Annotated in this window: 16 protein-coding genes; 5 read left to right on the top strand and 11 right to left on the bottom strand. The window is 32.3% G+C overall.

Features of this window, described 5'->3' with window-relative positions:
• Positions 1 to 145: 145 nt before the first annotated feature.
• Together QWC74_RS14345 and QWC74_RS14340 are read left to right on the top strand one after the other, a co-directional pair.
• The gene (locus tag QWC74_RS14345; RefSeq protein ID WP_006783689.1) at positions 146 to 1,354 is read left to right on the top strand and encodes a phosphodiester glycosidase family protein; all 1,209 of its coding nucleotides are present in this window, start codon (positions 146 to 148) and stop codon (positions 1,352 to 1,354) included.
• Positions 1,355 to 1,568: 214 nt separating this feature from the next.
• On the top strand, positions 1,569 to 1,724 hold the full coding sequence (locus QWC74_RS14340) for a hypothetical protein (protein ID WP_006783688.1): 156 nt from the start codon (positions 1,569 to 1,571) through the stop codon (positions 1,722 to 1,724).
• Positions 1,725 to 1,747: 23 nt separating this feature from the next.
• On the opposite strand, the gene folK is transcribed toward QWC74_RS14340, so the two are convergent.
• From folK to QWC74_RS14290, 10 genes are all read right to left on the bottom strand, one after another.
• Positions 1,748 to 2,227: a 2-amino-4-hydroxy-6-hydroxymethyldihydropteridine diphosphokinase gene (folK, locus tag QWC74_RS14335; protein ID WP_006783687.1), complete on the bottom strand. Its 480-nt coding sequence runs from the start codon at positions 2,225 to 2,227 to the stop codon at positions 1,748 to 1,750.
• A gap of 17 nt (positions 2,228 to 2,244) precedes the next feature.
• Entirely contained in the window at positions 2,245 to 2,607 is a 363-nt protein-coding gene (gene folB, locus QWC74_RS14330; RefSeq protein ID WP_006783686.1) for a dihydroneopterin aldolase, read from the bottom strand.
• Positions 2,608 to 2,625: 18 nt separating this feature from the next.
• Positions 2,626 to 3,459, bottom strand: coding sequence for a dihydropteroate synthase (gene folP, locus QWC74_RS14325; protein ID WP_155062054.1), 834 nt, complete (start codon positions 3,457 to 3,459; stop codon positions 2,626 to 2,628).
• Positions 3,460 to 3,556: 97 nt separating this feature from the next.
• The gene (gene rbr / locus QWC74_RS14320; protein WP_039930882.1) at positions 3,557 to 4,147 is read right to left on the bottom strand and encodes a rubrerythrin; all 591 of its coding nucleotides are present in this window, start codon (positions 4,145 to 4,147) and stop codon (positions 3,557 to 3,559) included.
• A 208-nt stretch (positions 4,148 to 4,355) separates the two neighbouring features.
• Positions 4,356 to 5,294, bottom strand: coding sequence for a hypothetical protein (locus QWC74_RS14315; RefSeq protein WP_006783683.1), 939 nt, complete (start codon positions 5,292 to 5,294; stop codon positions 4,356 to 4,358).
• A 132-nt stretch (positions 5,295 to 5,426) separates the two neighbouring features.
• The gene (gene galU, locus QWC74_RS14310; RefSeq protein ID WP_006783682.1) at positions 5,427 to 6,389 is read right to left on the bottom strand and encodes a UTP--glucose-1-phosphate uridylyltransferase GalU; all 963 of its coding nucleotides are present in this window, start codon (positions 6,387 to 6,389) and stop codon (positions 5,427 to 5,429) included.
• Between the two features lie 1,008 nt (positions 6,390 to 7,397).
• Positions 7,398 to 8,252, bottom strand: coding sequence for a hypothetical protein (locus tag QWC74_RS14305; protein WP_006783681.1), 855 nt, complete (start codon positions 8,250 to 8,252; stop codon positions 7,398 to 7,400).
• Positions 8,253 to 8,405: 153 nt separating this feature from the next.
• Positions 8,406 to 9,263, bottom strand: coding sequence for a class I SAM-dependent methyltransferase (locus tag QWC74_RS14300; protein ID WP_288994272.1), 858 nt, complete (start codon positions 9,261 to 9,263; stop codon positions 8,406 to 8,408).
• A 28-nt stretch (positions 9,264 to 9,291) separates the two neighbouring features.
• Complete coding sequence (locus QWC74_RS14295) at positions 9,292 to 10,179, bottom strand: class I SAM-dependent methyltransferase (protein ID WP_006783679.1); 888 nt, start codon at positions 10,177 to 10,179, stop codon at positions 9,292 to 9,294.
• Between the two features lie 419 nt (positions 10,180 to 10,598).
• Entirely contained in the window at positions 10,599 to 11,090 is a 492-nt protein-coding gene (locus QWC74_RS14290; protein ID WP_006783678.1) for a lecithin retinol acyltransferase family protein, read from the bottom strand.
• A 146-nt stretch (positions 11,091 to 11,236) separates the two neighbouring features.
• Between QWC74_RS14290 and QWC74_RS14285 the strand changes: the two genes are divergently transcribed.
• Positions 11,237 to 11,527 carry a hypothetical protein gene (locus QWC74_RS14285; RefSeq protein WP_006783677.1) on the top strand — a complete coding sequence of 97 codons (291 nt, stop codon included), beginning with the start codon at positions 11,237 to 11,239 and terminating at the stop codon, positions 11,525 to 11,527.
• Positions 11,528 to 11,566: 39 nt separating this feature from the next.
• Here the strand turns inward: QWC74_RS14285 and QWC74_RS14280 are convergent, their stop codons facing one another.
• On the bottom strand, positions 11,567 to 12,349 hold the full coding sequence (locus QWC74_RS14280; RefSeq protein WP_006783676.1) for a tyrosine-protein phosphatase: 783 nt from the start codon (positions 12,347 to 12,349) through the stop codon (positions 11,567 to 11,569).
• Positions 12,350 to 12,520: 171 nt separating this feature from the next.
• Between QWC74_RS14280 and QWC74_RS14275 the strand changes: the two genes are divergently transcribed.
• Both QWC74_RS14275 and QWC74_RS14270 read left to right on the top strand, forming a co-directional pair.
• Complete coding sequence (locus QWC74_RS14275) at positions 12,521 to 12,772, top strand: hypothetical protein (RefSeq protein WP_009606879.1); 252 nt, start codon at positions 12,521 to 12,523, stop codon at positions 12,770 to 12,772.
• A 120-nt stretch (positions 12,773 to 12,892) separates the two neighbouring features.
• Positions 12,893 to 13,396 (top strand): hypothetical protein, encoded by a 504-nt coding sequence (locus QWC74_RS14270; RefSeq protein WP_006783674.1) that lies wholly within the window; start codon positions 12,893 to 12,895, stop codon positions 13,394 to 13,396.
• Positions 13,397 to 13,403: the final 7 nt, after the last annotated feature.

Raw genomic sequence — 13,403 nt, 5'->3', positions numbered from 1 at the left:
TCATCATACACTATTTACTCCAATACTTCTAAAGCTAACATTTTACGCATTCTCTCCCTAATTTATACAATTATTACAACAGAAAGTATGGAAATTTTAAACAGTTCCATTGTATAATTAAGCGATTAATTAGGGGGTGGACATTTTGAGACAGCAAAAAGAAACGCAGAAAATTATTTGGTTAACTCTAACGATTTTTAACCTCTTTCTACTCTTAGTTGGAAGTTTTGCCTACTACTACGATAAAGCCAATACGACAATTAAAGAACTAACCTTAAAAGTAGAACAACAAAACATAACCATTGAACAACAACAATCAGCACAAAGTTCACTAATTGCTTCTAATCAAGAGATGCAAAAACAACTTGAAGAAGTATTACAAGCATCTGTTATCATTGAAGAAGAAAGCAACCAACAAGAATCACAACTTTCTCAGCTTTCTCAACAAAACCAACAACTAACTGATAACATCAAAAACTTGACCAGTCAAATAGATGAGTTAACAAAGCTAAATGAACAATACGTATCTGAGCGATCATTAAGCGTTAAAGAATTAGAAACAAAATACCGAACACTCGTATCAGATGCCGAAACAAAAGTAACCCAACTTGATACTGAAATTGTTCAAAAGCAAACAGAATTACAACAATATTATGATCAAATCAATTCATATTTCTATATTGACGACGACCTAAAAATAAAATTAGTCGAAGAAAAATCAAATAATCAACATTACTGGGTGGCCGAAGTTATTGCCTCGAAAAATAAACAACTACAGTCCGAATTCGCTAATAATACTTATGGTGGAACTCGAGAAACATTATCTAGTATGGCTAATCGCGTAGGAGCAACACTTGCTATCAATGCATCAGGATTTTATACCGATACCAATAAACCAATGGGATCTATCGTTCGGGACGGCCAACTTCTTCAAACCGATCCAAACTTCACCTGGGAAGTCCTCTCTACCACTTGGTCGGGAGACTTAAACTTCTTCCAAGTAGATGATCAAGCCTCTGCTTATGCGGCTGATATCAACGATTCCTTTGCCTTTGGCCCAATATTAGTTCGAAATGGTGTAGCAACAGAAATCAAAGACACTTCTCGTCATCCACGAACAGCCATCGGCCAACTTGATGAAAATCGATACATCATCGTTGTAGCTGAAGGACGTCTACAAGATGCCGAAGGGCTAACCTTAACCGAACTACAAAACATTTTCCTAAGTCTTGGCTGCCAAACTGCGTATAATCTAGATGGTGGGGGATCAACAACTTTGTACTTTAAAGGAAAAGTGATCAATACACCATCAGATGGTGCAGAACGCGCCATTGCCGATATGATTTACTTCTAAAAAGGAGCTAAGCTCCTTTTTATTTTTGAAAATAAAATTTATGTCTTTCATATGTCATCGTCTGTGACAATTCCGTCACTTTAAAAATATCATCCAACCACGTATAATATATTTATAAAGAGATTGACGTTTAAAACTAGATTAAACTAGAGAAAAGGCTGAAATCACCAGTTAAAAATATAAACTACAAAAAGAAGCTAAAGGAGAGTTTATGATGTTAATACTTGATAACATTTTAAATGAGATTGACGAGGAATGGGATGTTCCCGTTGAAATAAACCATCATTATGATATGGCAATTTTTAATGAAAGTATGTCATCAGATATTAACAATCACGGACACCTTTTATCGGTCTTCTTTGCAGATTAATATAAAAAAGTCATCACCTATAACTAGGCGATGACTTTTTTTAATGCCTTCTGATCAAATTTTTGAATAATTGTTTCAACTGTGATGCCATCTATCTTTAAATCTTTTGCAATCTCACAAAGCGGAATCATTACAAAGTCACGTTCTGTCATAAATGGATGCGGAATCGTTAAACGTTCAGTATTTATCGTCTCATCTTCAAATAATAAAATATCTACATCAATAACACGTGGTCCCCATTTAATTAAACGTACACGGCCAAGCTCTTGTTCAATGAATTGACAACAATCTAATAATTCAACAGGAGACAAACTTGTTTCAATTAAAACAACCAAATTCATAAATAAATCCTGCTCCGTATATCCCCACGGACTCGTCTCATATAAAGAAGATAACTTTACGATGTGAATACCTTTATACCCATCCAATAACTTAATCGCATCATATAAATACTTTTTCTTATCTCCTATATTTGACCCTAAACTTAAATAAGCTAGTTTCATCCGATAACCCCTCCAACTTAACGTTTAATCGTCACTTCAACGGCAGCCGTTCCATTAAACCCAGTAATCGGAGGCTGCATTTTGCGGACTTCAACCTTCACCTTATCAATCACAGCATAAGTGTTTAATAAATCTGTCCCAATACGAAAGGCCAACGTCTCAAGTAAATCTACATGATCGCCATACATAATATCTGCCACCACATCGTAAGCATCTGCATAATTAATCGTTAAACTTAAATCATCAGTTGCTCCCGCTTCTAATACACAATCCGTATACATAAACACATCAACCTTAAACTTTTGGTCAAATTCATATTCATGTGGACATGCTCCATGCTTCGTAATAAACTCCATATCATTTAACATAATTTTCGCCATCTCAGTTTCCTCCTATAATTAAACTAAAGCTTTCATAACCTTTGCTGCTCTCGCATTTTCTAACACATCATGCACACGAATAATATGAACCTTTTGACTCACAGCAAAACAAGTCGCTGCCACCGTACCTTCTAAACGATTTGCTACATCCAGTCCACCAAGCAAATGTCCAATCGTTCCTTTCTTACTCACACCTAAAAGAAGTGGATAACCTAAAGAATGAAGCTCACCAACACGACGCATCAACTCAACATTACCCTCTACTGTTTTGGCAAAGCCAATCCCTGGGTCAAGAATAATCTTATCCTCACTAACCCCTGCTGCTTTAACCAACTCTACACAGTCTTTTAACTCCGTCATTACGTCTTGTACGATATCATCATACACGGTTAATTCACCTGTAATCGCCGTAATACAATCTGTTTCACTCATATTAGGCATACGATTATGCATCAGGACAACATAAGCACCTGAAGTGGCCATCACATCTGGCATATCGGGATCAAACTTGCCACCACCAATATCATTAATAATCTTAGCACCTGCTAAAACAGCCTGTCTTGCCACTTCTGCTTTATAAGTATCAATTGAAATCGGAACATCAATTTCTTCAACCAATCGTTTAATAACAGGAATAACACGAGCAATCTCATCTTCTACTTTTACAACAGTTGAACCAGGTCGTGTGGATTCCCCACCAATATCAATAATATCAGCGCCATCAGCAACCATTTGGCGTGCCTTTTTGACAATCTCATCAATATGTTGATAACTTCCACCATCCGAAAAACTATCCGGGGTCACATTCAAAATTCCCATAATAAGCGGTCTATTTTGAGCAAACACTCTCATCACCTCAATCAATAAAGCCTCTAAATTATACCTATTAGTATAATTCATCTCAAAATTTCTGTAAACATAAGAAAAAAAGTATCGGAAAATCCGATACTTAATTATTAGCCGCTTCTGCTTTAAAGTAACCTTTAGCATGTTTACAAACTGGACAAATTGCTGGAGCTGCGACACCATAATGAATATGACCACAAACCTCACAGTGCCAGGCAACAGGAGTTGGTTTTGTAAATAAAGTATCATTCTGCATATCTTTTGCAATTGCTGCAAATCGTTGACTATGAGTTTCCTCAATCTTAGCAATCATATTAAAAGTTGCTGCAATTTGATTAAATCCTTCTTTTTTAGCCACTTCTGCAAATGCAGGATAAATTTCCTGATGCTCATGAGTTTCAGCTGTAACAGAAGCTAATATATTTTGAAGGGTATTTTCTTGGTATATATCTACTGGATAAGCTGCATCAATTTCAATCTCTTCTCCATTAAACTCTTCAGAAAGATATTGAAAGAAAATCTTTGCATGCATTTGCTCTTGATTAGCTGTTAAAGTAAATGTTTTTTCGATTAATGGATAACCTTGTTTTTTTGCAATTGAGGCATAAAACGTATATCGATTTCTTGCCTGTGATTCACCTGCGAATGCACGCATTAAATTTTTATGTGTTTCAGATCCTTTTAAAGATGCCATCCCAACAACCTCCATATGTACGATTTCACCTTTATTTTGGAACATATTCATCCGATTATTCAAAATTACTCATCTATGTTTAAAATACTTTCACCTAGATGCCACAATGCACGAAGATTATACAAATATATGTAAACACAATAAACTCATCTATCACATCATCAGAAAAAAACTCCTCTTTGTCGATTAAGGAGGAGTCATGATACACTTAAATACAAATTCTTAATATAAAATTATATAACGTAACTTGATCTTCTATCAGTGAGGTAAATTCATTCGTCGCCTTAATAAACTCACCTCGTTTTTGTTCTACTTTATCCCTAAGTTCTTTCATATCCTTCGTTCTTAAATATGTTTTAAACGGCAAAGATAATTGCTCTAACTGTGGATATTGCTTATAATAAAAAGCTACTAAATCGATCATCGCAACATTCGCACGGTCATATTTCATTAACTGACGATTCAATAACTTCGTAAAATAAAAACATAACTCTGTCACAAGGGGAACGCTCTGACCTTCTTGCTGTAATTTTTTATTATATTCATTCGCATGTTTAAGTTGTGATAGCGTCGTTTTTAAATTACTTGATTTCGCAAAATGGGTATTAATTCCTTGTGCCATCAACCAATTATAAATACTAAACAAATTCGCTAAATCTAAATGACCCAGTTTTGCAAGAGTCACAGCAATACGATTTCTTAAATGACAACTAGCTTTTGGATCATCTTCTTCACCATACAAATAAACATACACTTTTAACCTTAATTCAAGAGGCAAGTAATCCACAGGACTTGTGGGATAAACTCTAAAATTACCTTTATATAACCACACGACTCTTCTAGATAAGAAAGACTCTAATTCCTCATCCACCTTCCCATGTTTATTTATAATATTCGCAAATGTTTTTTCGAAATAATCATATAAATCATTAATTTTTTTTTGCATTAGAGTGCTATACCAACTTGGAAATGTTTGACTTGTTTTATAATACTGATACAAATATAAATATTTAATTGTTGACAGATAAGCTTTACTATCAATACCCCGATTTAATTTCTTGGATTCTTCTAACAACCCCTCATTTTGTTGTTCACCGTAAAGTGAAACAAGTTGTTCGGACTTATAAATCGCCTTATTAATATTCATAATTTCACCCCACCTATTTAACTACGTAATACCCTATTGCCTTAATACATTATATGCAGGGAAAAGATTTATTTGTTAACACCTTTTAAAAAACTTAAAATGATAAATAAAAAAAGAAGGGGGTATCCCTTCTTATTCAGTCACTTCTTCAGCGGTTTCTTCTACCTCTTCTTTTACTACTACATCTTTTGTTGCAACTTTTGATTTTAAAGTAGGCGCAATTTCATTTAATAAATAATCACGAACTTGATCCCCTAAATCTTTACGATTTAAAGCAAAGTCAATTGTTGCCTTGATAAATCCAAATTTATCTCCAACATCATAACGTTTACCTTCAAAATCATAAGCATATACGGCTTGACGATCCATTAAACGATCAATTGCATCTGTTAATTGAATTTCTCCACCTGCACCTGGCTCTTGAGTTTCTAACATTTCAAAAATTTCAGGTGTTAAAACATAACGTCCCATTACAGCTAAGTTAGATGGTGCATCTTTTTGAGCTGGTTTTTCAACCATTCCACTTAATTTAACCATACGTCCATCTGCAACATGAGAAGATGATGGACGAACAATTCCATACTTAGATACATCTTCCCTTGGAACTTGTTGAACACCCATGATTGAGCATCCAATTTTATTATAAGCTTCTACTAATTGATGCGTTGCTGGATTCTCATCATTAACAACCACATCATCTCCAAGTAAAACAACAAAAGGCTCATCTTTAATAAATGTCTTAGCACAAAGAATCGCATGTCCAAGTCCTTTTGCTTCTTTTTGGCGCACATAATGAATTTGAGCCAAGTTAGAAATTCCTTGAACCATTTCAAGCATCTCTGTTTTACCTTTCTTAGCTAACGTATCCTCAAGTTCATATGACTTATCAAAATGGTCCTCAATTGGACGCTTCATTGAACTTGTCACAATTAAAATCTCTTCAATTCCTGAAGCAACAGCTTCTTCAATAATATACTGAATCGTTGGTTTATCTACGATAGGTAGCATCTCTTTTGGTTGTGCCTTTGTAGCAGGTAAGAATCGTGTTCCAAATCCAGCTGCTGGGATAACTGCCTTTCTTACTGGTTTACGCATCGTTTCATCTCCATTCACTTAACACTCTATATTAGATGTTTAATCAGTGTCATTATATCACAACTAACTGACTAAGTAGAAGTAGTAATGGCTAAATTATGTAACCGATTAACTATGCTATCTTTATTTCGAAATACAACCAACTATTTCTCCTAATAAATTTAAAATTAATATCTGATTTATATCACAAATTATTCCATTCTTCATAAATTAAATTAGGTAGTGAAACTACCAATTATGTTAAATGAGGTGAATGTAATATGTGTGGAAATCAAGGAAATTCATGCTGTTTCATTTTAGTGTTATTTATTTTATTAGCTATTATTTCTTGCTGCTGCTGGCGTTAGTGAATAATGCTATGAAACCTGAATAATATAGATGTGGGAAAGGGACTATCTCATTTGAGATAGTCCCTTTTTGTTTTACTAAAGCTGAGAATAATGTTATTTGACACGTCTACGATTAACTCGTCCATAAGCAATTTTCCATATAATAGTGCGTTGAAAATACTTCATTGGTCTTATTCGAGATTGTCTCATCTAATACCAGTCCGTTACTTACATCTGTTTATCAATTAGCGCTACCTAATTAATACCCCTAAAGGTCACCTCTTTTCAGAGCGTGCGCAGACTATATCTTCATCCTAAAAACTATAGGAGCACCATTTTTCGAATTACCAATCACTTGTAATTCTACTCCCACGCAATGGGATAGTCGTTGAACGTTTTCCATATCACTGAGACTTAGGAAATTCGCTGCTAAACATCCATTTTTCATAAACACTTAGGATTTAACCATATGTTCATCTCAATGTTTTTTTCTGCTTTCGCTACGTTCACGCTTATCTTTTCAGATGACGTTTTCGTACATTGAGCTTTAGGATTTCAAAGCAATTAACGGTGAGTATCTGCTAATCACTTAACAGACAAGGCTAGTATACCCCTTTTTAGCACAATCGTTTTTACGTGCTTATTAAAATCTATTCAACTTTACTAATTAATATACTAATTAAAGTAACTCAGCCAAAGCACTAGCTTCTTCACTAGTCACATCGATGGCACTAATCATCTCGTAATATATTTTAACTTCTTCCATCTTCCCATCATTGACTGCTATATTCGCTAACTCATAATATTCATTCACTGTTTCTGCTATAATATTCTCTCTTAATTGTGATAGCTCCTCTACTTGTGCATCAGTAGTTGCATATTTGACAGCTTCTTCTAAACTATTTAAGAATAATGAATAAAATAATTTATGATTAAAATATGTTGATGCCTCTGTTTTCGCTCTATCTACATAATATTCAAATAGAACATTTTGATAATAATCGATTTTCTCTTGCGTTTCTTCAACGTTTACACCATATGATAATGCAAGTTCTAATTTCCCCATAATCATTAAGTATAAATGCTTATCATATAAATCATCAACTTCTTCGTAAATAGATTCTACTAACCTTTGAGCTACTACTTTTAATTCATCCTGCGCTTTTTCATATCGTTCTTCATCACTTGGAATAACATTTTGATAATAGTAATACGCACTATCATAGTTTTTATTTTGATTTGCTCTTTCACCTTTTAAGTAGTTAGATTTTGAAGTAATTAATTGCTTCACTTCATCGATATTCTCTTCAATTACTTTTTGTTTAACTGCCTGATAAGCTTTTTCATAACTTACTAGGGCTCCTTCTAAGTCATCATTTAAAAGTGAAACTTTAGCACTTTGAATATTTTTATACATTTCGATATAGCCCGGAGCCTCTTTTACAATAAAGAACATAAAAATAATTAGGAATAATCCGATTCCTAATCCAACTTTTTTTCGATTTGTAATAATCCAATTTTTGAAATTACTCATTCCTAATACCCCTAACCTGACTTAATAGTTACATAAAAAGTCATTTTAATACAATTTTAGACTCTTTTCCATGTAATATCCTATCAGATATCCTACTAAGGATAAAGCATTTTATCATTAATTTTCCAACAAATTAAAAAAGCTCCAAAATGTTTAATGACACTTTTGAGCTTTTTTATTACAAATCATAATTTTATGCCCTGGATTGAGATAAATCGGTCCATATTTTTCAATATAACGAGTTAAAAACAAAGTAAACTCCGCTATACGATGTCTTTTTACAATCAAATCAATAAAATTTAAATTTTTAGCTGCAATTAATAAATTTATTAAAACATCTGCTTCATAAATTCCTGAATTATTATTATAATTTATGATTTCAATACTTTCAAATTTCTTTTCTAAAAATGACTCCACTTCATATCGTTCTAATCCAGTAGGATCCATTTGAATATCTAAACTTGAGTCAAACTGATACAATAACTGATTCATTATATTTGTAAGTTGATTATTATCAATAAAGAAATAACAAGTACCATTTGGTTCAACCACTCGACAACATTCTTCAATCATTATAAGTTGATCACTTAGACTACATTCCTCAAAATCAATACGAGAAATGACTTTATTAAAACTATTATCATCAAACTTTAAACGCTTATAATCAACTAACTCAACTGGATAATTAATATTTCTTGATTTTAGATTTTGCTGTGAAATCCGAACATTAACTAAAAGATTCTCCCCTAATGTAATAGGTGCATATGATTTTAACTTCTCCACATTTTGACACCATAGAACGCCAAAAGAACAACCTAAATCTAAAACAGTAGTGTCTACCTTTAAATTTAGATAATCAAAAAAGCTACGACTAATCCATCTTTGATGTTGTCCAGAATTAAAATACTTCATTTTTAACTTATAATATTGTTCATTCAATGGATGTAGATTAATGATATAAGATTTATTATTAAATTTAAAATGAGATGTTACCCTACGTACTAACTCCACCCTATACTACCTCGATCTTATCTTAAATTTAGACAGCTAATTTTAAACTACATTTATTTTTACCTATGATGAGATTTACACGACGCTTAATTAAAATTCCACCATCTTCTTTTATTTTGTTCAATAAAAATGTTCTAAATTTTGATAATCCAGATTCGGAAATGATAAGTTTCAAACTATCAAATTCACGTTCTGATAATAAATATCCGATTAAGTCATCAACATTCGTTATCCACCAGTCAGATTTAAAATACTCGACTTTAACCTCTGAAAAAATCAGTTTAAAAAAATCATGTACTTTATCGACATTTACGATTTGAAATTGACTCCAATCTAAACCACTAGCTAATCGTGAATCATACTCTATTAATAGTTCATAAATAGAATCATAATATTCCGCTGAAAGATTGGAGAAATAAAGAACCCCATCGTCTTTTAGAACTCGTAATCCTTCAGATAAAAAACTCATCCTTACGTCTTCAGGTATCAAACTAAATGATGAATTACTAAATATAATATCAATTGAATGATTCGGTAAGTTTAACTTACTTTTCGTTGAAAGACTTACTTTAAGGTTCGATACAATATTTTTTATAGCTGTTTTAAAATGAATCATCCCACCAAAATACTGATCTAAAACATAAACGTTTTGAAATTTACTGAAAACCTCTTTATGCTTCATCAAAGCTAGACCACTAATATCAATAAACTCAATAGCATTTTTATTTTTATTAGGATTCACATTTTCATTTACCCACTGAAGATAATCCATTGATGAAGTTGCATATTTCTCCATCATATAAACTAAATCATATTTTCGACGATAACTGCAATTTTGAACATTAGAAGACTTTGTAAAAAAAGGTACCAACATTTTGTTCTTCATACTAAAATTAAATAGATTGTTCGCAATCACGAATTATTCCCCTCCTTAGTGACTTCGTTTACGATAAGTTATCCCCTTCTTATCAACAAAACCAAAAAATCTATGTGGATAAGAAACACATACCTTAAAATATGGTAATATCAATTATCATTAGCTATATTTCATCTTTATTATCTATTAATATCCACAAGACTGTGTATAAATCTATTCTAACATATTGTGGAAAAAAATAAATATCTTTGTTCCTGTTTTTTACATTTTTCTGATATTTCGATAAAATTCTCACTTTTTAAAAATAACATTTTAGAGTATTTTGTCTTTTTTTACACACTGTCGACACCTAATTGTCGAAAAATTATTTATCTTATCCCCTAATTTCAACTTTAAGCTGTTGATAATATCCACAATAAAAAAAGATAGTGGATTTTCCACTACCTATCACATTATAGTCACTCTATTTTTTTACCACTACGACACCAACGCACAAAATGTTCACAATTATTTGTAATCAAATTATATTTTTCTTCCCCTAATCGACTAACAGCCCTGACCATTACTTCTTCCCTTGAATAAGTTATTTTACTTTGAACAATAAAAATAGGCATCCCCTTTGCAAACTGTTCTAAAGTCACAATACAAATTCGATTAAAATCATAATGAATAACAAGTCCAAGACCAAGATAAAGTCCATGATGAGTATACGGCGTTGGTTTATATCGAGTGACGCATATATGATCAGCACAATCTAAATTATATTTAGAAGGAACATAGCGTTGATTAGCCCTTAAGTTAAAATCACTATCAATTTTATTCCCTATTGTTCGTCCTATCCGTTCTACCTGTTCGACTGCATCTACAATTTTATGATACTTAGGTGAACTCCCTTCAGTCTCTTTTTTAGAGTTTTTTCTGTTTTTTCTTCGTCTATCGTCAGTCTTCACGTTATCACCACCATTTACATCGTTACTATAGTGTATGAATAACTAAAATCACTTGTGACTTTTAAGAAAAACTATGAATATTGCAGATACTAATCGCATATATATTGATATAAATTATTTAAAAATATTAAAAAGGGGGGACCTTTGTGAAATTTCAACTTGTTGATCCTTCATACTGTGTCACAACTGATTTAACCTATCATAAACATGCGATTCGCGAAGGAATCCACGTCCTATATCCAAACGCAACAATTAATATCCACCGATATTATTTTGAAATTGAGGATGAATCGACTGAAATCATTAAAGACTTACCGTTAATTAATGAAGAAATTGCAGCAAGAGATCCTTATCTAAAATCCCTCTTCAAAGACTATCCAACGAAGCAGAACAATGAAATTACACTCTCATCTTTTCTATTTAAAGATGCCAACTAAATATAAAAAAAACGTAGATTTTTTCTACGTTTTTCTTTTCTATCTTTTAAATTTACTAAATAAACTCTTAAAAAATCCTGATTTTTGAACCTCAATAGGCATAACCACTTCAATTAACTCATTATTATAAACCTTTAACGGATTTTCAATGAATAACTCACGTGCTTTATCACCACTTAATCGGGTGATTTCATCTAATGCTTTTCTTACCTTAGGTGCACGGTTTCTTGGTGTATGAGCATCTGTTGCAACAAAATGAATCATATGATGTTCAATTAACGTGATCACAGTTTTTTGAACGCGTTCTCCAAAAAATCCCCGAATACTTCCGACATTTGCCTGACATAAAACACCTAAATTCAAAAACTTTAACAATATATTAGGATCCTCCATAATCATTGGATAACGTTCCGGATGCGCAAGAATCGGAGTCAACCCCATTAATCTTAATTCATAAAAAACATCCTCAGCATAAAGTGGGATATCATTCATCGGGAATTCAACTAAAATATACTGCCCATTATTAAGTGTACTAACCTCGCCAGATTCAACTAATTTCGGTAAATCCGGAGTTAAATAAATTTCCTGACCGACTGCAAGTGATAAAGCAATATTCTCTTTTTTTAAAACATTATTCACTTCGTCTACAAGCTGTTGAACCTGCTCCTTATTAGCATAATCACTATACTGGATATAGTGTGGTGTTGCAATAATATGATAAATCCCTTCACTTACCGCAATACGTGCCATTTCTAAAGTTTCATCCATAGATTTTGCACCATCATCAATTCCAGGTAAAATATGACAATGAATATCAATCATAAACTATCCCCCTAATAACCAAATTATTATATTATTTATTTTATCTCATCTATTTTGAACAAACAATTAATATTACCTTTAAAATCTTTCCCTTTATGTGACCTATATCACATTTTTATCTCACTATATCTGATATAATACTCTTAACTAGATATGAAAGGGATGAATGATATGAGTGAAATGATTTCAATGAAATGTGGTTGTGAATTTGAAAATGGTCAAGCCGTAGCAGATAAAGTGCGTATGAAAGGATTTGCTGATAAAGAAATGCCAACACCAGCAACTATTAACTGTTCTTGTGGAGAAACATACACTAAATTAAAATTAGTTGATCAGTGTCCAAACTGTAACATGACATATGCCGTTACACCATGTTCTGCTGATGATCATCAATATATCGTTCCAGCTGGATTAAACTATTAAGATCATTAAACCCCATCAATTATAAATTTATAATTGATGGGGTTATTTTTTATTTTCTTGAATAATTAGGAAGAACCGTTAAATACTATGAAAGAAATCGACATGAAAGGAAGATTCAGAATGAAACGTTTAATGGTTATGTTTATGATTGGGTTATGTTTAGTTGCTTGTTCAAACAATAAATCAACAACGACAACAACAGAGAACAATACAACTCAAAATACGCCAACAACAACTACTACAGAGGATAAACAAATTAAATATGTAAGTGACTTAGGATTTAAAAATGTTACTAATGTTAACGGAAGTAAGTACTACCAAACCTATACACTTGATGAAGCAACAGCTGCACAAGGCGATGTCTATAATCAATGGTTATATACATGGGTAGAACCAAGTGAATATGTTGGGAAAACAGTTGATGTTTATCAATATACAGGAACAAAAGATAACAAAGATTATGATATTTATTTACTAATGAGCGGAGACAAAGAAATCGGTGGTTACTACTATGAAAAAGGAAAAGATATGTCTTCTGCAACAATTTTAGATAATTCAGTAACTGCCCGTATCGCATCTGACTTCCAAGCAACATGGGATAAGTTATTTAATATTCAAAAATAAAATAAAA

The sequence above is a fragment of the uncultured Turicibacter sp. genome (genome assembly GCF_938044715.1).
GTDB lineage: Bacteria > Bacillota_I > Bacilli_A > MOL361 > Turicibacteraceae > Turicibacter > Turicibacter sanguinis.
The sequence above is the reverse complement of the archived record's forward strand: the minus strand, read 5'-3'. Positions and strand labels throughout refer to the sequence as shown.